The 19,629-nt window shown below is 70.0% G+C and carries 16 protein-coding genes and 2 pseudogenes; 10 read left to right on the forward strand and 8 right to left on the reverse strand.

What is annotated here, in order from left to right:
• The first annotated feature begins 73 nt into the window (after nt 1-73).
• From ACQEWB_RS38515 to mgt, 4 genes and pseudogenes are all read left to right on the forward strand, one after another.
• A complete protein-coding gene (locus ACQEWB_RS38515) occupies nt 74-1,009 on the forward strand; it encodes a carbohydrate ABC transporter permease (protein ID WP_432839530.1) in 936 nt (311 codons plus the stop codon).
• Nucleotides 1,006-1,839 (forward strand): carbohydrate ABC transporter permease, encoded by an 834-nt coding sequence (locus ACQEWB_RS38520; protein WP_432839532.1) that lies wholly within the window; start codon nt 1,006-1,008, stop codon nt 1,837-1,839. Before ACQEWB_RS38515 ends, ACQEWB_RS38520 begins: the two co-directional genes overlap by 4 nt.
• Nucleotides 1,839-3,122 (forward strand): ABC transporter substrate-binding protein, encoded by a 1,284-nt coding sequence (locus ACQEWB_RS38525; RefSeq protein ID WP_432839534.1) that lies wholly within the window; start codon nt 1,839-1,841, stop codon nt 3,120-3,122. The genes ACQEWB_RS38520 and ACQEWB_RS38525 overlap by 1 nt, the downstream gene beginning before the upstream one ends.
• A gap of 24 nt (nt 3,123-3,146) precedes the next feature.
• Nucleotides 3,147-4,386, forward strand: a pseudogene (mgt, locus tag ACQEWB_RS38530) (macrolide-inactivating glycosyltransferase).
• 54 nt (nt 4,387-4,440) lie between these two features.
• Here the strand turns inward: mgt and ACQEWB_RS38535 are convergent.
• On the reverse strand, nt 4,441-6,696 hold the full coding sequence (locus tag ACQEWB_RS38535) for an MMPL family transporter (RefSeq protein ID WP_432839536.1): 2,256 nt from the start codon (nt 6,694-6,696) through the stop codon (nt 4,441-4,443).
• Between the two features lie 360 nt (nt 6,697-7,056).
• Between ACQEWB_RS38535 and ACQEWB_RS38540 the strand changes: the two genes are divergently transcribed.
• The gene (locus ACQEWB_RS38540) at nt 7,057-7,605 is read left to right on the forward strand and encodes a DUF1697 domain-containing protein (RefSeq protein ID WP_432839538.1); all 549 of its coding nucleotides are present in this window, start codon (nt 7,057-7,059) and stop codon (nt 7,603-7,605) included.
• Here the strand turns inward: ACQEWB_RS38540 and ACQEWB_RS38545 are convergent.
• Entirely contained in the window at nt 7,592-8,446 is an 855-nt protein-coding gene (locus ACQEWB_RS38545) for a transglutaminase-like domain-containing protein (protein WP_432839540.1), read from the reverse strand. The genes ACQEWB_RS38540 and ACQEWB_RS38545 overlap by 14 nt on opposite strands.
• Nucleotides 8,447-8,517: 71 nt before the next feature.
• On the opposite strand from ACQEWB_RS38545, the gene ACQEWB_RS38550 reads away from it, so the two are divergent.
• The 4 genes from ACQEWB_RS38550 to ACQEWB_RS38565 all read left to right on the forward strand — a co-directional run bounded on the left by ACQEWB_RS38550 (nt 8,518) and on the right by ACQEWB_RS38565 (nt 14,003).
• Nucleotides 8,518-9,546, forward strand: coding sequence for a ketopantoate reductase family protein (locus ACQEWB_RS38550; protein WP_432839542.1), 1,029 nt, complete (start codon nt 8,518-8,520; stop codon nt 9,544-9,546).
• Nucleotides 9,547-9,571: 25 nt separating this feature from the next.
• The gene (locus ACQEWB_RS38555; protein WP_432839544.1) at nt 9,572-10,165 is read left to right on the forward strand and encodes a TIGR03086 family metal-binding protein; all 594 of its coding nucleotides are present in this window, start codon (nt 9,572-9,574) and stop codon (nt 10,163-10,165) included.
• Between the two features lie 245 nt (nt 10,166-10,410).
• A complete protein-coding gene (locus ACQEWB_RS38560) occupies nt 10,411-13,029 on the forward strand; it encodes a fibronectin type III domain-containing protein (RefSeq protein WP_432839546.1) in 2,619 nt (872 codons plus the stop codon).
• Nucleotides 13,030-13,064: 35 nt separating this feature from the next.
• Nucleotides 13,065-14,003, forward strand: a complete 939-nt coding sequence (locus ACQEWB_RS38565) for a phosphotransferase family protein (RefSeq protein WP_432839548.1) — start codon at nt 13,065-13,067, stop codon at nt 14,001-14,003.
• Between the two features lie 84 nt (nt 14,004-14,087).
• On the opposite strand, the gene ACQEWB_RS38570 is transcribed toward ACQEWB_RS38565, so the two are convergent.
• A complete protein-coding gene (locus ACQEWB_RS38570) occupies nt 14,088-14,531 on the reverse strand; it encodes a nuclear transport factor 2 family protein (RefSeq protein WP_432839550.1) in 444 nt (147 codons plus the stop codon).
• 256 nt (nt 14,532-14,787) lie between these two features.
• On the opposite strand from ACQEWB_RS38570, the gene ACQEWB_RS38575 reads away from it, so the two are divergent.
• A complete protein-coding gene (locus ACQEWB_RS38575) occupies nt 14,788-15,123 on the forward strand; it encodes a winged helix-turn-helix transcriptional regulator (protein ID WP_432839552.1) in 336 nt (111 codons plus the stop codon).
• 21 nt (nt 15,124-15,144) lie between these two features.
• On the opposite strand, the pseudogene ACQEWB_RS38580 reads toward ACQEWB_RS38575, so the two are convergent.
• The 5 genes and pseudogenes from ACQEWB_RS38580 to ACQEWB_RS38600 form a co-directional block, all read right to left on the reverse strand.
• A pseudogene (locus ACQEWB_RS38580) lies at nt 15,145-15,685 on the reverse strand (IS5 family transposase).
• Between the two features lie 288 nt (nt 15,686-15,973).
• Nucleotides 15,974-17,146: an IS4 family transposase gene (locus ACQEWB_RS38585; RefSeq protein ID WP_432839554.1), complete on the reverse strand. Its 1,173-nt coding sequence runs from the start codon at nt 17,144-17,146 to the stop codon at nt 15,974-15,976.
• 65 nt (nt 17,147-17,211) lie between these two features.
• Nucleotides 17,212-17,952, reverse strand: a complete 741-nt coding sequence (locus ACQEWB_RS38590) for a sirohydrochlorin chelatase (RefSeq protein ID WP_432839556.1) — start codon at nt 17,950-17,952, stop codon at nt 17,212-17,214.
• 6 nt (nt 17,953-17,958) lie between these two features.
• Nucleotides 17,959-18,837 carry an ABC transporter permease gene (locus ACQEWB_RS38595; protein WP_432839558.1) on the reverse strand — a complete coding sequence of 293 codons (879 nt, stop codon included), beginning with the start codon at nt 18,835-18,837 and terminating at the stop codon, nt 17,959-17,961.
• Nucleotides 18,824-19,627, reverse strand: coding sequence for an ABC transporter ATP-binding protein (locus ACQEWB_RS38600; protein WP_432839560.1), 804 nt, complete (start codon nt 19,625-19,627; stop codon nt 18,824-18,826). The genes ACQEWB_RS38595 and ACQEWB_RS38600 overlap by 14 nt, the downstream gene beginning before the upstream one ends.
• Between the last annotated feature and the right edge of the window lie 2 nt (nt 19,628-19,629).

Here is a 19,629-nt window from a genome sequence, read left to right on the forward strand (position 1 = left end):
ACGACCATGGCGGAGGCCGACCGGACCCACGTCACGAACCACACCGTCACGAGCGTGCGAAGGAGCCGATCACGTGACCCTGGCGAGTGCGACGAGGCGGTCGGCGCGGGGTGCGCCGCGCGCCGTCGGGGACCGGCCGCGCGCCGACCGCGGGGCCTGGTTCCTGGTGCTGCCCGCGCTGATCCCCATCCTCGTGCTCAGTGTCGGACCGCTGCTCTACGGGATCCTGCTGGCCTTCACCGACTCCCAGTCGGGCCGCACCCAGACCACCCGGTGGATCGGCGGCCTCAACTTCCAGGACCTGCTGCACGACACTCTGTTCTGGGAGTCGTTCCGGATCGGCCTGGTGTGGGCGGTCGGCGTGACCCTGCCGCAGTTCCTGCTCGCGCTCGGCCTCGCCCTGCTGCTCAACGAGGACCTGAAGCTGCGCTGGCTGGCCCGCGCCCTCGCGATCGTCCCGTGGGCCATGCCCGAGGTCGTCGTCGGCATCATGTGGCGGCTCGTCTACAACCCGGACGCCGGCGTCCTCAACGAGACCCTGCACGACCTCGGCCTCGGCTACGGCCGGGACTGGCTCAGCGGCCTGGGAAGCGCCCTGCCCGCGGTGATCGTCGTCGGCGTCTGGGCCGGCATGCCGCAGACCACCGTCGCGCTGCTCGCCGGACTCCAGAACACCCCGCGCGAACTGCACGAGGCCGCCGCGGTCGACGGCGCCGGCGCCTGGCGCCGCTTCCGCACGGTCACCTGGCCCGCCCTCAGACCGGTCGCCCTCGCCATCACCGCGCTCAACCTCATCTGGAACTTCAACTCCTTCGCCCTGGTCTACGTGCTGACCAGCGGCGGCCCCGGCGGCCGCACCCGCCTGCCGATGCTGTTCGCCTACGAAGAGGCCTTCCGCTACGGCCAGTTCGGGTACGCGGCGGCCATGGGCTGCGTGATGGTCGCGGTGATCTCCGTGCTGCTCGCCCTCTTCCTGGTGGGCCGTCTCAGGGGAGGCGACGGGACATGAGGACCAGGACCGGCACCCGCATCGGCCAGTACGCGGCCCTCCTCGCGTACCTCGTCTTCCTCGCCTTCCCGCTCCTGTGGCTGCTGTCCACCGCGTTCAAGTCCCCACGCGAGCTGGGCAGTCTGCACCCCACCTGGATCCCCCGGCACCCGACCCTCGACAACTTCCGCCAGGCCTTCGACGAACAGCCCCTGCTGCACGCCGCGTTCAACTCCCTGCTGGCCGCGGCCGGCGCCGCCGTCGTCGCCGTACTCCTCGCCACCCCGCTCGCCTACGTCATGGCCCGCAGACGCACCCCGCTCACCCGGGCCGCCATCGGATGGGTGGTGGTCAGCCAGGCATTCCCGCTGGTCCTGGTGATCATCCCGCTGTTCCTGCTGCTGAAGAACCTGCGGCTGATCGACTCGCTGTTCGGGCTGACGCTGGTGTACGTCGTGTGGGCGCTGCCGTTCGCGCTGTGGATGCTCGTCGGATACGTCCGCGCCGTGCCGGCCGAGGTCGAGGAGGCGGCGGCGGTCGACGGGGCCGGGCGGGTGCGGACGCTGGTGTCGGTGGTGGCGCCGCTGCTCGCGCCCGGGATCACGGCGACCGGACTGTTCGCGTTCGTCACCGCGTGGAACGAGTTCTTCTTCGCGCTCGTCCTGCTCAAGACCCCTGAGCACCAGACCCTGCCCGTCGTGCTCACCCACTTCATCGGCGCGGAGGGCGTCGCGGACCTGGGCCCCTTGGCCGCCGCCGCGTTCCTGGCGACGCTGCCCTCCCTCGTCGTCTTCGCGGTCACCCAGCGGCGGATCACCGGCGGCATGCTCACCGGGGCGGTGAAGAACTGATGCGCCGCAGAACGCTCTTCCTCCTCGTCCTGGCCCTGCTGCTGGCCGGCTGCACGAGCGGCGGCGGCGACTCGGCGGGCGGCGGCCCCATCACGCTCCGCTTCCAGTCACTCGCCTGGCAGGAGGAGTCGGTCGCGGCCAACAAGGAGCTGGTGCAGGAGTGGAACGCCGGTCATCCCGGCATCAAGGTCGAGTACGTGCAGGGGAGTTGGGACAGCGTCCACGACCAGTTGCTCACCTCCTTCGAGGGCGGCGAGGCCCCCGACATCATCCACGACGCCTCCGACGACCTCGCGGACTTCGCCTACGGCGGCTACCTCGCCGACCTGACGGACCTGCTGCCCGCCCGCCTCAAGTCCGATATCCCACAGCGGAGTTGGGAGACGACGACCTTCGACGACGGCATCTACGGCGTGCCCTTCCTCCAGGAACCGCGGGTGATCGTCGCCAACGCGAAGTGGCTGAAGCAGTCGGGTGCACGGATCCCGACTCCCGAACACCCCTGGAGCTGGCCGGAGTTCAGGACCGTCACGCGACAGCTCAGCGGCAAGGGGAAGTACGGCGTCGCCTGGCCGTTGAAGGAACCCGTCTCCGCAACCCTCAACCTCTCCCTCTCGACGGGCGGTCAGCTGTTCCACCGAGGCTCCGACGGCAAGGTGACGATCCGTTTCGAGGCGGCCGACCAGGTGGTGCCGCGCACCATCCACGACCAGGCGGACATCGATCACAGCGCCTCGCCCACGACCCTGGGCAGCGGTGGCTCGGACACCCTGCCCGGATTCTTCGGCGGCAGGTACGCGATGGTCCCGCTCGGGTTCTCCTACCGCCAGCAGATCGCGCAGCAGGCGCCCAAGGGCTTCGACTGGCAGGTGCTGCCCGCACCCGCCGGAGCCGACGGCCTCACCCAGGGCGTCAGCCCGCAGACGCTGTCCATCGCCGCGGACAGCCCGCACAAGAAGGAGGCCGCCGAGTTCGTCGACTTCCTGCTGCGGCCGAAGAACATGGTGCGGCTGGCCCTGGGGGACTGGATGCTGCCGACGGGCACCGAGGCGCTGAAGGACCCGGCCCTGCACACGGCCAGGAACGGCTGGGCGACCGGCACCGCCCTCGCGACCCACCTCAGCTCCGCCCCGGCGCAGTCCGTCCGCGGCTACCCCGAGTGGAAGGACAAGGTGGCGACCCCGGCCTTCCAGGAGTACTACAGCGGCGCGATCGGCCTCGCCGAACTGCGTAGACGCCTGGAGCGGGACGGCAACCTGGTGCTGGCGCGCTACCAGCGCTGAGCGCGGCCCGGGACCGTATTCAAGTTGCACGAGACGCATCGTCTCGCCTAGCGTCGATGGCATGACCTACCGAGCCCACATCGCCATGTTCTCCGTCGCCGCGCACGGCCATGTGAACCCCAGTCTGGAGGTGATCCGTGAGCTCGTCGCGCGCGGGCATCGGGTGACGTATGCCATCCCGCCGCTGTTCGCCGAGAAGGTCGCCGAGACCGGTGCCGAGCCGAAGCTCTGGGACTCCACGCTGCCGGGGCCGGGTGCCGATCCGGAAGCGTGGGGGAGCGAACTCCTCGATCACGTCGAGCTGTTCCTGGCCGACGCGATGCAGGCGTTGCCGCAGCTCGCCGAGGCGTACGAAGGGGACGTACCGGATCTCGTGCTGCACGACATCACGGCGTACCCGGCGCGCGTCCTCGCCCATCGTTGGGGCGTGCCCGCGATCTCGCTCTCGCCGAACCTCGTGGCCTGGGAGGGGTACGAGGAGGAGGTGGCCGAGCCGATGTGGGCGGAGCCGAAGCGCACCGCGCGCGGGCAGGCCTACTACGCGCGCTTCCAGGGCTGGTTGGAGGAGAACGGGATCACCCTGCACCCCGACGAGTTCGCTGGGCGGCCCGACCGCTCGCTCGTCCTGATCCCCAAGGCGCTTCAGCCCAACGCCGACCGGGTCGACGAGACGACGTACACCTTCGTCGGCGCCTGTCAGGGCGACCGGTCGGCTCAGGGGGAGTGGCGGCGGCCGCACGGCGTCCGCAAGGTGGTGCTCGTGTCGCTGGGCTCGACCTTCACCAACCAGCCCGGTTTCTACCGCGAGTGCGTGCGGGCCTTCGGTGAGCTGCCGGGCTGGCATCTCGTGCTGCAGATCGGTGGGCAGGTGGCGCCCGCCGAGCTCGGGGACGTACCGCCGAACGTCGAAGTACGCTCCTGGGTGCCGCAGTTGGCGATCCTCCAGCAGGCCGATCTGTTCGTCACGCATGCCGGGGCGGGCGGCAGTCAGGAGGGGCTGGCGACCGCCACGCCGATGATCGCCGTACCGCAGGCGGTCGACCAGTTCGGCAACGCCGACATGCTCCGGGGCCTCGGGGTGGCCAGGCGGCTGGACACCGAGGAGGCCACCGCCGAGACCCTGCGCGAGGCGGCCCTCGCCCTGGTCGACGATCCCGAAGTCGCCTTGCGGCTCAAGGAGATCCAGGCCGGGATGGCCCAGGAGGGCGGTACCAGAAGGGCAGTTGACCTCATCGAGGCCGAACTGCCCGTTCGTAGCGCATGAGTGAGGGCCCGTTGGTTCCCCTGTGACCAACGGGCCCTCGGTTCAAGGGAGCTGTCAGACCCTCAGACGCTCACCGTGGTGGGGCTGTTCGTGCGCGGCGAGCTCCGGCGACTCGTCGTGCGTGAGGTCGGGCAGCCGGTTCAGCCACTTCGGCAGGTACCAGTTGCGCTCGCCGAGCAGGGCCATCACCGCCGGGAGCAGCACGCCCCGGATGATCGTCGCGTCGATCAGCACCGCGGCCGCCAGGCCCACGCCCATCTGCTTCATGGACTGCATGGACAGCGTCCCGAAGATCGCGAACACGGCGACCATGATGACCGCGGCGCTGGTGACGACACCGGCCGTGGTGACCACGCCGTGCTGGATCGCGTCCCGCGTCGAACGGCCGCGCAGCCGCGCCTCACGGATCCGCGAGACCACGAACACGTGGTAGTCCATCGACAGGCCGAACAGGATCACGAACAGGAACAGCGGCAGCCAGGTGATGATCGCGCCGACGCCCTCCGCGCCGACCAGCGACGCGCCCCAGCCGTGCTGGAAGACGGCGACGAGGATGCCGTAAGCGGCGCCCACCGAAAGGAGGTTGAGCACGATCGACGTGATCGCGATCGTCAGCGAGCGGAAGGAGAGGAGCATCAGCAGGAAGGCGAAGACCACCACGAAGGCGAAGACCGGGACCACCGCGCCGCCGAGCTGGTCGTTGAAGTCGTGCGAGCCGGCGACCTGGCCGGTGATCGGCGCCTGCACGCCGTCCACCTTGCCGAGCGTCGCGGGCCGCACCTCGTCGCGCAGCTTCTCCAGGCTCGCGCCCGCCTTGTCCAGGTCGGAGCCGCCGACCAGCGGGACGTACACGTAGGCGACGTTCTGCGCGTCGTGCAGCGTGATCTGGACCGGGCCGCGCGAGGCGCCCGAACTGACCGCCCGCGCCTTGAAGTCGGCGAGCGCGGACTTCACCGCGGGGGCGTTGATGTCCTTCGCCTTGACGACCACCTCGGCCGGCTCGGAGCCGCCCGGGAAGGCGTCGTTGACCCGGTTGTACGTCTGCACGATCGGCAGCGAGTCGCCGAACTCCTGGTCCAGCGTGAGGTTCTGGGTCTTCATGCCGACCGCGGGGGCCGCGACGGCGAGCAGCACGCCCGCCGCCACCAGGACGGAGACCAGCGGCCTGGCGAGCACACCGCGCAGCACGGCGGTCCAGAACCGGCTCTCCCCGTTCGTGCGGGCGGCCCGGCGCTCCATGGCCTTGGCGAGGAAGGGGATACGGCCCTTCTCGACCCGCTCGCCCAGCAGCGAGAGCAGTGCGGGCAGCACGGTGACCGAGCCGACCATGGCGACGGCGACGACCATCAGCGAGGCCAGGCCCATGCCCTGGAACGTGGCGAGCCCGGTGAACAGCATGCCCGCCATCGCCACGCACACCGTGATGCCGGAGACGATGATCGCGCGGCCACTGGTGGCGGCGGCGATCCGCAGCGCCGTCTGACCGTCCCGGCCCGCGGCCCGCTCCTCGCGCTCGCGGCGCAGATAGAACAGGCAGTAGTCGACGCCCACGGCCAGACCGACCAGCAGCATCACGGAGTTGGCGGTGTCCGTCATCGGCTGGACATGGCTGACGATGCCGATCAGGCCCATCGTCGCCATGATCGCGGTGATCGCCAGAGCTACCGGCAGCAGCGCCGCCACCAGCGCGCCGAAGGCGATCAGCAGAATGCCGAGGGCCACCGGGACCGCGGAGAGCTCGGCCTTCTTGAAGTCGTCCCCGAACGCGTCGTCGAAGGTCTTCTGCATGCTGGCGCTGCCGATCTCCTCGATCCGCAGCGTCTCGTGGTCCTTCTGCACCCCGTCGACGGCCTTCAGCACGGGCGCCACGCGGTCGCCCGCGGTCTCGGCGTCGCCGCGCATGTCGAACTGCACCAGCGCGCTGCGCCCGTCCTTGGAGATGGTGTCCGTGGTGTACGGCGACTTCACGTCCGTGACCTTGCCGGTCCCGTCGACCGCCTTCACGACCGCGCCGACGGCCGCCCTGAACTCGGCGTCCGTGGCCTTCAGCGAGCCGTCCTTCGCCTGGATCAGCACCGTCTCACTGGCCGGCTCCGTGATCCCCGCGTCATCGATGATCTTTGCGGCGGTGTGCGTCTCGCCCTTGAGCTGGTCGCTGTCCTTGAGGTCGACGCGGCCGGCGGCCGAGCCGAGCCCCATCGCCAGGACGACGAACAGTACCCAGATGCCGACGGCAGCCCATCGGTGCCGGGCGCTCCAGCCACCGGCCCGGGCGGCCATGCCCCGCACCCGCGAATCTCCGTTCCCCATGACGGGCTTGCCCCCTTGTATGCGGTGACAGCCCCCTGCCGTCACCTTTCGTTTCGAAGGTATGGGCGCGATAAGGCCGTCTCGTCGTGCTCCCCGGTGAAGTGCTCCGGCCCGAACTCATCCCCTCGGACCCCGCGTCTCACCGCTGGGGAGGACAGCGGCCCCTTACATCTATCCGGGCTACTCGGGGGTAGTGATCGGGGCTCTGTGATTACGAAACCTTGTTGAACAAGTCACAGCTGCGTGTATCGGTTGATCCGGGCGGGCCGATCGGCCAGAGTTTCGCCCAGTCCGCCGCGCGCGGCCCCGGCCGTCGTGCCCACCCCCACGGGGCACGACGGCCGACTTAGGGTGACCCTCATGACGACGACGTATGCGGCGCTGCTGCGCGGGATCAACGTGGGCGGCAAGAAGAAGCTCCCGATGGCCGAGCTGCGGCAGCTCATGGAGGGCCTCGGTCACGAGGGCGTACGCACCCACCTCCAGAGCGGTCAGGCGGTCTTCGCCACCGGCCGCGGCGACGAGGCGTCCCTGGCCGACGAGCTCGCGCAGGCCATCGAGAAGCACTTCGGCTTCGCCGTCGACGTGATCGTCCGCGACCACGCCTACCTCAGGGCGGTCGCCGAGGCCTGCCCCTTCCCGGCCGCCGACCTGGAGCCCAAGCAGCTGCACGTCACCTACTTCTCCGAGCCGGTGGACGCGCAGCGCTTCGCGGAGATCGACCGGGAGACGTATCTCCCGGAGGAATTCCGGCTCGGCGAACGCGAGTTGTACCTCTACGTCCCCGTGGGCCTCGGCCGCTCCAAACTCGCCGAGCACCTCGCCAAGCCCCGTATCAACAAGGGCGTGATCGCGACCACCCGCAACTGGAACACGGTGCTGAAGCTGGTGGAACTCACGGCAGGGTGACGCCGCGGAGACCCAGGTAGGGGGCCCGGGAGAGGATCTCGCGGGGCGCGGTCAGCCGCGGATCGGCGTACAGGCGCCGGGCCTCGTCCTCGGAGGCGGCGGCGACCGCGTCGAGGAGGGCGAGGTCGCCGTCGGACACCGGAGTGACCGGCTCCTCGACCCCGGCCAGCGGGGGCCAGCCGTCCCAGGGGAGGGTCTCGACGCCGTTGCGGCAGGCGAGGTCGAGCACGAGGCTGTGCCGGACGAACCACCCGCCCCGCAGCTCCTCGACGCCCCAGACCCCGAACGTCTCCGGATCCGCCGCCCCACCACGCACGGCCCGCCAGGCCTCGCCCGCCACCACGAACCGGTCCCGCGGCACGTCCAGCGGATCGAAGTCCACGTCGTACGCCGGATGCAGCACCTGCGGATCGGCCAGCCGCCAACTCCCGTCCCGCGAGCGGTACTCGGTGATCCAGTGGTCCTCGTTGAACCCGTCCACGAAGTACGTGGCGAACCCACCCCGCACCCGCGCCGGCGTCCCGGTGGCCCGCAGCAGGGAGACGTGCAGCAGCGCGTAGTCCCGGCACGTGCCGACGAACCGCTCCTCGGGCGGCCGGAGTTCGGTGAGCGGCTTGCCCGACCGCTCGCCCAGGAGGCGCAGGATCCCGGTGACGTACCGCGACTCGGCGTCGTGGTGCAGCCGTTCCTGCGGGATCTCGTGTCCGAGGCGCTCGCCCTCCAGCCGATGGACGATCAGATTCCTTACGACATGGGCGAGTTCACCGGCGTCACCGGGCAGTCCGGTCGGGTCCAGGTCGCCCGGGTCGCTGTACGGCGTCTGCGTCAGGTAGCTGTCCATGTGCGGAACCTCCGCCTTGACCCATGGGCAAGGTCAATGTGTCGTGCACAGAGGTGTGCGAGGCTCGGGGCATGCGCTACATCATCATCGGAGCGGGCGCCGTCGGCGGTGCGATCGGCGGGCGTCTCGCGGGAGCCGGGCACGAGGTCGTTCTGGTCGCGCGGGGCGCGCATCTCGCCGCGCTGCGCGACGGCGGGCTGCGGCTGAAGGTGCCGGACGGGGACCACGAGTACCGGCTGCCGGCCGTCGAAGGGCCCGACGAGCTGGGTGAGTTGAGGCGCGACGACGTGCTCCTCCTCGCCGTCAAGACGCAGGACACCGTGGCCGCCCTGCGGAGCTGGGGCCGGGCGCCGGTCGCCGGTGGCGGCACCGCGGCCGAGCGGCTGCCCGTGTTCTGCGCGCAGAACGGCGTCGAGGGGCAACGCCTCGCCCTGCGCGTCTTCCGGCACGTGTACGGCGTCTGCGTCTGGCTGCCCGCCACCCACCTCGAACCCGGCCACGTCTCCGCGGGCGGCACCCCGCTCACCGGCATGCTCCACCTCGGCCGCTGTCCGGAGGGCACCGACGAGACGGCCCGGCTGGTCTCCGCCGACCTGGAGAAGACCGGGTTCTTCGAGGCGCCGGTCGTGCCGGACGTGTCCCGCTGGCAGTACGCCAAGCTGCTCACCAACCTCAGCAACACCCTCCAGGCGCTGTGCGGCGAGGACGGTGGCCAGGAGAGCCGGGCCGCGCTGCGCGCCCGGGTGCGGGCCGAGGGCGAGGCCGCGCTGGAGGCCGCCGGGATCCCGTACGCGAGCGTCGCCGAGCAGCAGGCGCTGCGCGGGCACAAGGTGGACCTGGTCCCGCTGCCCGGTGCCCCGCGCGGCGGCGGCTCCACCTGGCAGTCCCTGAGCCGGGGCACCGGCAGCGTCGAGTCCGACTACCTCAACGGCGAGATCGGTCTCCTCGGCCGCCTGCACGGCGTACCGACCCCGCTCAACGACCTCCTCCAGCAGCTCGCCAACACCTTCGCGCGCGAGCACCGCGAGGCCGGCTCGATGCCGATCGGGGAACTGGTGCGACGGGCCGACGAGGCTGTCGCGTTTGTTCAAGAGTCCTGAGCGGCTTCTTCCTAGCGTGGGGTGCATGACGTACGACGACCCGCAGCACCTGCACCCGTACATGACCGAGTGTGCCGCCGAGGCGGCCCGCGTCGCGCGCGGCGTCCCGGCGGACCGGCTCGGCGACCGCACCCACTGCCCCGACTGGGACGTCCGCGCCCTGGTCAACCACTGGGTCCTCTACACCTCCCACGGCTTGGAGCACCGCGCGCTGCGCAAGCAGCTCCCCGAGGAGCTCACCGCCCGCGACTTCACCGCCGACCCGGACTGGCCGGCCGCCTACGCCGCCCAGCTGGACCGCGCGGTCGCGGCCTGGGCCGACCCGGCGGTGTGGGAGGGCGAGGTCGACCTCGGCATGGCGAAGATGCCGGCCGTCCAGATCGCCTCGATGGTCGTCAAGGAGATGGCCGTCCACGGCTGGGACGTCGCCGCCGCGACCGGCCAGCGGTTCCGTATCTCGGACGACGCGGCCCGCTTCGTACTCGGTGTGGTCGAGGAGCACGGCGCCCTCTACCGGCAGTACGACGGCTTCGCCGCCCCGGTGCCGGTCCCCGACGACGCCCCCGTCTTCGACCGGGCGCTCGCCGCCAGCGGACGGGATCCGAAAATGGGCCAGTGAAGCACCGCTGAATCAGGGTGAGACGCCGACCCACCCGGTGAGCCTCTACCTGCACAACACGGGCAACGAACTCCCCGACTACTTCGAGCTCAAGCGCGCCGGATCACTCACCTTTCACTGATCGGATGAATCAAGCGGAGATAGAGCCAACCCGCACCTGTTTCTGTCCCATTCATTGACTAGGACACCCAAGTGCTCCTACCTTTCCCGGCGTTGGGTACAGGCTGATCCCACGGGAGGGGTACATGCCCACGCACCGAAGAGCCGCTCTGGTCACCCTCGTCACCGCCGTGCTGGCCCTCGGCGTCCCGGGCCTCGCGGCCCCCGCCCAGGCGGCGACCTCCGACCTCTACGTCTCACCCGCCGGCGACGACCACGCCGACGGCAGCGCACGACATCCCGTCCACACCCTGCGGCGCGCCCGCGACCTGGTCCGCGCCCGCGCCGCCGACCTGAAGTCCGACCTCACGGTCCACCTCGCCTCCGGCGCCTACCGCCAGTCGGGCCCGCTCACCCTCGACGCCCGCGACTCCGGCACGGGCGGCCACAAGGTGATCTGGCAGGGCACCGGCGCCACCGTCGTCAGCGGCGGCCGCCAGGTCGTCGGCTGGCAGCAGGTCCCGGGCCGCAAGGGGCTGTGGTCCGCCCCGGCGCCCCAAGGGCTCACCGACACACGGCAGTTGTACGTCGACGGGGTGCGCGCCCAGCGAGCGCGCGGGGCCGTTCCGGTCGACCTGACCCAGACGGCCACCGGCTACACCGCCTCCTCGGACACCATCGCCCACTGGAAGCACCCCGCCGACGCCGAGTTCGTCTACACCAGCGGCGAGGCCCTGTGGAACATCGAGCGCAACGGCCTCGGCCAGTGGACCGAGCCGCGCTGCCGCATCGCCTCCGCCGAGGGCACCACGATCACGATGGTCCAGCCCTGCTGGGACAACTCCAACAAGCGGGTCGAGTTCCCCGACATCCCCGGCCGCACGGTCAGCATGGTCGGCCCGGGACATCTCACGAACAGCGGCAAGGCGACGTACATCGAGAACGCCTACGAACTCCTCGACCAGCCCGGCGAGTGGTACCTCGACAAGAGCGCGCACAAGGTCTACTACCTCCCTCGCAAGGGCGAGAACCTCGCCCGCGCCGACGTCGAGGCGGCAGCGGCCGAGAAGCTCGTCGACGGACGGGGAACGGCGGACGCACCCGTCCACGACATCGCCTTCCGTGGCATCCAGTTCAGCTACGCGACCTGGCTGACCCCGTCCCGGCCGGAGGGCTTCTCCGAGATCCAGGCCGGTTACACCATCACCGGGGACCAGGGCTGGGCCACCCAGGGCCTGTGCCAGTACGTCGAGGGTGGCACCTGTCCCTTCGCGTCCTGGACGAAGATGCCAGGCAACCTCTCCTTCGCCTACGGCCGGCGCATCGAGTTCGCCGACGACGTCTTCGCCCATCTCGGCGCCTCAGGGCTGGAGTTGGGCACGGGCAGCACGGACTCGTCGGTCCGCGGCAGCATCTTCACCGACATCTCCGGCAACGGACTGGAGATCGGGGGAGTGGGGGCGGCGGACGGCCAAGCCCCGGCCTCCGGCGTCCAGGTGACGAACAATCACCTCTACGGCCTCCCCCGCGAGTACCACGGTGGAGTCGCCATCCTCAACGGCTACACCCAGCACAACACCATCGCCCACAACCAGATCGACCACGTCGGCTACTCCGCGGTCTCGATGGGCTGGGGCGGCTGGCCGGACAAGATCGGCGACGCGGCCACCCCGAACCCGAGCCACGACAACACCGTCCGCGACAACCTGATCTTCGACTACATGCAGATGCTCGACGACGGCGGCGGCATCTACACCCAAGGGTTGACCGGCACGTCCATGGCCGACGGCGAGAAAGTCACCGGAAACGTCATCCACGACCAGTGGGGCCTCGGCAAGAACGTCTACACCGACAACGGCTGCACCTACGAGACCGTCGACGGAAACGTCCTCTACAACGCTTCCTACGCCAACGTCGCCTCCCGGCACACCGACTACCGCGACGCCCTCGGCAACAACGACCCGACCCTCGTCAAGGACAACTGGTGGGAGGAGGGCACGGCCGACGGCGACAACAAGGGGCTGGTGACGGCCGGCAACAGGATCATGGCGGCGGTGTCCGACGTACCGTCAGAGATCCTCGAGAACGCGGGACTCGAGGCGCGCTACCGCGGACTCCTCGATCGCCGCGTCGGAGCCGGATCCGTCCCCGAGGCGCCGTCCCGCGTCGGTACGAGCACAGCCGCCGCGGACGCCCTGTACGTCACCTTCAACCCGACGTTCGCGGACGGCGGCTCGCCGGTGACCTCCTACACGGCACGCGCGTACGACGCGACGGGACGACAGGTCGCCCAACAGGGCGTGTCTGCCGCCGAGTTCAAGCGGACGGCACTGGTGCGGATCGGCGGACTGCCGTCGACCGGCGGGCCGTTCACCGTGACGGTCACTGCGAGCAACGCGTACGGCAGCAGCGCCGAGTCCCTGGCCTCCCTCCCGCTGACGCCCACCGCCGCGAACGTCCTGCCGGGTGCGCCCACAAGTCCCAAGCTGCGTACGGCGACCACGGCGGCCACCCTCGCCTGGACCCCGCCGACCGCGACCGGGGACGGGAAGATCGTCGGCTACCGGGTGACCGTCTCCGACGGCCGCGACCCGATCGACGTCACCGGCCGGGACGTCCTCGTCACCCAGCCCTCCGCCAAGGGCATGTTCCGGGTGATCGGCGGACTGAAGCCGGGCACGTCCTACACGCTGACCGTCGCCGCGGTGACGGCGGCGGGCACCGGGCCGGTGGCGACGGTAACGGCGAAGACCGCCGCCTCCTGAACACAGCGGCAGGGTGATCAGTAGGCTCCTGTCCCATGACCGAGGACTGGTCCAGGACCCGCCTCTGGGTGGAGAAGAGCCTGCACCCCGGCGACCGCATCCGCGATGTCACCGTCCTGCGCGGCGGCTGGACCTCGCGGATGCGGCGCCTGGACATCGAGGGCGCGTCGGGGGAGCCGTACACCCTCGTACTGCGCTCCTTCGTCCGTCCCTTCTATCTGAAGGCCGCGGAGGGGCTGCTCGCGCGGGAGGCGGACATCCTGCGGCTGCTCGTGGAGACGGAGGTGCCGGCGGCCCGGCTGCATGCCGTCGACGCGGTGGGCGAGCACTGCGACCATCCGTCGCTCGTGATGTCGCTGCTGCCGGGCGGCGTGCGGGTGCACGAGGCGGACGTCGAGCGGCAAAGCGTGCTGCTGGCACGGCAGTTGGCCGCGATCCACGGGCTGCGGGTGACGGCGGCGGACCGGCCGCGGACGTACCAGGCGTGGACGAGTCCCGAGCGGGTGCGGCTGCCGCAGGACACCGCGCGGCCGGAGCTGTGGCGGCGGGCCGTGGACGTGATCCGGCAGCCTCCGCCGCCGTACCGACCTTGTTTCCTGCACCGCGACTTCCACCCGGGAAACGTTCTCTTCACGGGAGCGGGAGCGGATCTGGCCGTCACGGGCGTCGTCGACTGGGTGGAGACCTCCTGGGGACCGGCCGACCTGGACGTCTCCCACTGCTCCACCGCACTCACCCTGCTGTACGGAGTCCCCGCGGGACTGCGTTTCGCCGACCACTACCGAGCGGCCGGCGGCACGCTCGACCAGGACCCGGAGGCCCACCTGTACTGGCGCATCCTGGACGCGCTGGCCTATGCACCGGACGCGGAGAAGGTCGCCGTGCCATGGCGGGAACTCGGGCGCACCGACCTGACCCCGGCGCTGCTCACTGAGCGCTTGGAGGACTACCTGCTCGCGCTGCTCGGAGACTAGGGCGTGTATCGAAAGTGGATGTCTACGGCCTTCCGGGCGGCTGAAACGCTGGGAAGGCCGTACGGGATCACTTCTGGTGGGGCTCTACAGCTTGGAGATGAGCGCCAGTTCGGAGGACTCCTCCATCTTGGCCGACACGACCTTGGTGGTGCGCTGGGAGATCTTCCAGCCGTCCGGGGTGCGTACCAGGGTGTCGTCGTAGAACCCGTGGAGGTTGAGGACCTTCTCGGGGTGCTCGGGGGTGGTCTGGATGTTCGCGTTGCCGTAGCACCGGGAGGTGGCCGTGTCCCCATCCACCGTGATGACGATGTTGCTGACGTGGTGCACGGTCAGGCCCAGGCCGGCGTGCCACTCCTCCATGAAGGAGGCGAGGTCCTCCAGGTTCTTCCAGGTGCCCGTGGGGAAGTCGGCCTGGACGTCGTCGGTGAAGCAGGTGCGGTACAGCGACCAGTCCTTGCGGTCGATCGCGGTCGAGTAGCGGGCCAGGACGTCGGAGATCGCAGTCTTGTCCTCGTGGTCGGTTGCCACTGTGTGTCCTCGTGTTTCTCAGTGCTGGTGGAACCGCCGGGCAGAGCGCCCGGCGGTTTGTGGCCACGGTCCGATCCTCACCCGTACCAGTACCTCTTGTGAAGTAGGCACCTTTTTGATATCTAGGTTCCTTATGGATACCACCAAGCGGTCTGGGTACAGATCATCAGACCCTGTCGCGCCAGTAGGCAGGCTCACGGACGCCCAGTGGTTCGCCGCGCAGATGCGGGATTGCCCCGCTCGCACGGTGATCGAGGTGCTCGCCAACAAGTGGGTTCTGTACGTCCTTGGCGCCCTTCAGCGCAACGAAGGGTCCATGCGGTTCAACGAACTGCGGCGTCTGCTGGACGGCATCACGCAGAAGATGCTCACCCAGACCCTGCGGGCCCTGGAGCGGGACGGACTCGTGGCCCGTACCGTCTATCCGACGGTGCCACCCCGCGTGGAGTACGCGCTGACCGAACTCGGCTCCGACATCGCAAGGTTGACCAACGCCATCGCCGAATGGTCCTACCTGCACACTGAGCCGATCCTCGCCGCCCGGGAACGGTTCGACGCCCGGGCGGCATCCCCCGAGCCCGTGTCGTGGTAGCCCCCGCCCTAGCGGCGCTGGTCACAGCCACTCGTTGATGGCCGCTACGAGGACCGTCGCCTTGTAGCGGACCGCGAGCTTGTCGTACCTGGTGGCCACGGCCCGGTGCCTTTTGAGGCGGTTGATGCCGCACTCGACCGGAGTCGCCCCGCTGCCCGGCTGTGATCACGACGGACATGGGCTTCTGGCCCTGTTCGACGGCCAAGTGCGGCTTGGTGGTTTTGCAGCTCCCTCTTTCCCGCGCTCCGGCGGCGTGCTGGTGGGCCCGGCAGACAGTGGAGTCGGCGTTGAGATCCCAGGTGATGAGGCCATTCGTATCGGCCCGGACCTGGAGCCGGGTGAAGATGCGCTGCCAGGTGCCGTTGCGCTGCCAACGGCGGAACAGGTCGTACGCGCGGGCCCACGGCCCGTACCTCTCGGGTATGTCCCGCCACGGGATGCCGGTGCGGACCCGGAAACGTATGCCGTCGATCAGCTGCCGTCGGCTCCATATGGGCAGCCGTGCGGGCTTCTTGCCCTTCGGCAACAGCGGCTCCAGCACGGCCCATTGCTTGTCCGTCAGATCTCTACGCGCCGCGAACCAAGATCATCGCACGGCCAAGATCTACTTTCGATACACGGCCTAGGCGCAATGCCGTTGCGTTAGGCAGTTGCTGGTTGGGGCCGTTGGATGCGGACTGCTCGGGTGCCGGTGTGGGTGGGTTGGGGCCAGGCGTGGTGCTCGGCTCGTTTGAGCCGGTAGTTGGACATCTTGCGTTTGACGACGCGGGGCTGGCTGCGCAGGCGTCTGTGTGGCAGGAGGCGTTCCAGCAGGTCGTGTTGGAGCAGGACGAGTGTTCTGACCAGCAGGTCAGGGGGAAAAGCTGCCCGGCGTGACGGTGACGCTGCGCCGGGCGGAGCGCAGGGTTTCAGTGAAGGAGATCCGGTCGGCATCCAGGCCGCGGGTGGCGGCGGTTCTGACCATCAGTTCGCGCAGGGCGTGGTAGACCAGCAGGTGGGCCCAGATCTGTTGCAGGACGCCGTCGGGGGTCTTGCTGGTGAGCACGACGCGGGCTCCGCGTTGATGGGTCTTGAGCTCGGCGAAGACGGCTTCCGCCTCCCAGCGCTCTTGGTAGAGCGCGGCCAACTGGCGGGCGGGATAGCGGCAGGCGTCGAGCAGGGTGGTCACCAGCCGGTAGTCCTCGGCCGCCCGGCCGGTGCCGTGCAGCTGGTAGGCCACCACCCGCACCGTGACCGGATCGGTGTGGGCGCGGTCGCCGGTGGCGTGGATGCGGGAGAGCCAGGATCCGTCCCGCAACTGCCGCTCCACGGGCAGGATCCGGTTGGCGGGCACCCGCCACAACAGATCGGCCCCGCTGTCAGTGAAGGCCCGCCACAACGGAACACCGAGGAACTCCCGGTCCGCCAGGACGAGCTGGCCCTCTTGGCAGGAACGGGGCAGGCGGCCGACCAGGGTGACCTCACCGGTGCGGCAGCCGGCCAGTTCCGCGTCCAGCACGAGATGGGTGCCCACCTCGATCAGGCAGGCCATCCGCACCTGGGGAAAGCAGGACTTGTCGTGGCCGCGGGGGTTGCCAGGACGGCCGAAGGCGGCTTCGTTGGCTGCACTGTCGGCGACATCCCAGCAGGTCCCGTCCACCGCCAGCAGCCGCAGCCCCCGCCAGAACACTCCCGGGGTGGCCTCGGTGCCCATCGGCTTCGCGGTCGTGGCAAACAGCACCCGCAGCGGCTCCGATCCCAGCCGCTGACGGGCCCGAAACAGCGACGACTTCGCCGGCGCATGCCACTCACCCAGCAACCCCGCACCTCGCAGGCCCTCGACCAGCTGCCGCATCACTTCCAGATACGGAGCCGGCGAGAACAGGGCCAGCGCGAGCACGAAGTACACCACCAGCCGGGCCGGCAGCAGGCGCCTGCGATGCTCCACACGGCCACAGGCAGCCACCACACGATCCACCAACCCCGGCGGATACACCCAGGTCAGCAGCCCTAACCCCGATAACTCGCCGACATCTGCAGACACCCGAACCACCCCCGGGACCACTGCACAGCAGCGTACGCCCACGAGCTAACGCAACGGCATTGGGCCTAGGCGCCGACCGCCGCCAGCACCGGCGTGCGGGCCGCGTCGTACCGGTCCAGCAGGACCCGCGCCACCTCCGGCGCCGGGCCCAGGACGTCGGCGAGCACGTCCGCCTCCGCCGCGCCCCGCGCGATGCGGTCCGGGAGGAAGCCGGGGGCCAGGACGTACGGGGCGACGGCGACCTTCGAGCAGCCGAGTGCGCGCAGCTCCCGTACCGCGTCCTCGGTGCGGGGCAGGGCGGCGGAGGCGAACGCAGGTCGCACGGCGCACCAACCGGTGTGCCGCCACTCCCGCGCGATTTCTGCGATCACTGCGATCGCCTCCGGGTCGGTGGATCCCGCCGAGGCCAGTACGACCCCGGTCGAGGACTTGTCGGCGGGCGTCAACCCGGCCTCGTACAAACGGCGTTCGAGGGCCGACAGGAGGAGGGGGGACGGGCCCAGCACCTCCGCCTGGCGGATCCGCAGCTGCGGCGGCGCGTCCCGCAGGACCGCCGGGATGTCCGCCTTCGCGTGGAACGCGCGCGTCAACAACAGCGGCAACGCTACGACGTCACGCACGTCCTCAGCCGCCAGGGACTCCAACACCCCCTGCACAGAAGGGATGTTGAAGTCCAGGAAGCCGGTCTCCACCCGTACGTCCGGGCGCAGCGAGCGCACCCGGCGGACGAGGGCGTGCACCGTCGCGGCGTGCCGCGGATCGCGGCTGCCGTGGGCGATGACGAGGAGAACCGGCTTGGTGCGCATGGGACTTCAGCTCTTCACCAGCAGGCCGCGGCTGCGCAGCACCCACCGCTCCAGCGGGCTGAAGATCAGCAGGTCGATGGCGATGCCGACGAACAGGATCAGGAGGATGGCGAGGAAGACCGTCGCCATGCTGCTGTTGGTGCGGCCCACCTCCAGGAGCTGGCCCAGGCCCATGCCCATGTCCGGCGACTGGGCGATGATCTCGGCGGCCATCAGCGACCGCCAGGAGAACGCCCAGCCCTGCTTCAGACCGGCCACATAGCCGGGCAGCGCCGCCGGCATCACGATGTGCCAGGTGCCGCGCAGTCCCGTCGCGCCGAGCGTGCGGCCCGCGCGCAGGAACAGCGGAGGCACCTGGTCGACACCCGACACCAGACCGTTGGCGATCGAGGGCACGGCGCCGAGCAGGATGACCGTGAACATCACCGAGTTGTTCAGTCCCAGCCAGATCACCGCCGGCGCGACCCAGGCGACCGAGGGCAGCGACTGCAGACCGGAGAGGATCGGGCCGATCGCCGCGCGCACGAACTTCACCCGCGCCACCACCAGGCCCAGCGGCGTACCGATGGCCAGCGCGAGCAGGAAGCCCAGCAGGCCGCGGGAGACGCTGCCCCAGATGTAGTCGAGCAGGGTGCCCTTGAGCCACTGGTCCTCGACCTCGCCCCACACGTCCGCGGGGGAGGGCAGCTTCGACGGGTCGTCGACGACCGGGTAGAGCAGGGTCCAGGCCACCAGCACCACGGCGATGGCGATGAGGGGCGGCAGGATCTTGTTCTTGAAGGTCTGGCTGAAGGGCGTACGGCCGCTGACCGTGGTCTCCAGCGCGTCGAGGCCCGCCTCTACGCTTCCGGCGTCCTGGGCCGGCGTGGTCTCAGTGCTGGCCATGACGGCGGATCTCCCCACGCAGTACATCGGTGATCTCAAGGGACAGTTCGGCCACGGGTGCGTCCTCGATGCGACGCGGCTGCGGGATGTCGACCGTCCACTCGCGCGCTATGCGCCCCGGCCGGGACGACAGCAGGATGACGCGCTGGGCGAGCCGCACCGCCTCGCGCACGTTGTGCGTGACGAAGAGGACGGACAGGCCCGTCTCGGTCCAGATGCGGGTCAGCTCGTCGTGCAGCACGTCCCGGGTGATGGCGTCGAGGGCCGCGAACGGCTCGTCCATCAGCAGCAGGTTGCTCTCCTGGGCGAGCGCGCGGGCCAGCGCGACACGCTGCCGCATACCGCCCGACAGTTCGTGGACGCGTTTGCCGTACGCGCCCTTCAGCCGCACGAGTTCGAGCAGTTCCTCGGTCTTCTCGCGCCGCTCGTTCTTCTGAACTCCCCTGAGCTTGAGGGCGAGTTCGATGTTCTTGCCGGCCGTCAGCCACGGGAACAGCGCGTGTTCCTGGAACATCAGGGCCGGGCGGCCGTCGGTCGCGATGGACCCGACGGTCGGCTTGTCCAGGCCCGCCACCAGGTTCAGCAGCGTGGACTTGCCGCAGCCCGAGGCCCCCAGGAGGGTGACGAACTCGCCGGGCGCGACATCGATGCTGATGTCGTCCAGCACGAGCTGCTGCCCGCCCGGTCCTGCGAAGGACTTCGAGACATGCTCAAGGCGAGCGGCGTACTCCACCGACTCCTCGGCCTTGGCGAAGGTCGTTGCCATGGTCGTCACCTCCTGGGAACTCATCG

It is taken from the genome of Streptomyces sp. CA-249302 (assembly GCF_050936785.1).
Taxonomy (GTDB): domain Bacteria; phylum Actinomycetota; class Actinomycetes; order Streptomycetales; family Streptomycetaceae; genus Streptomyces.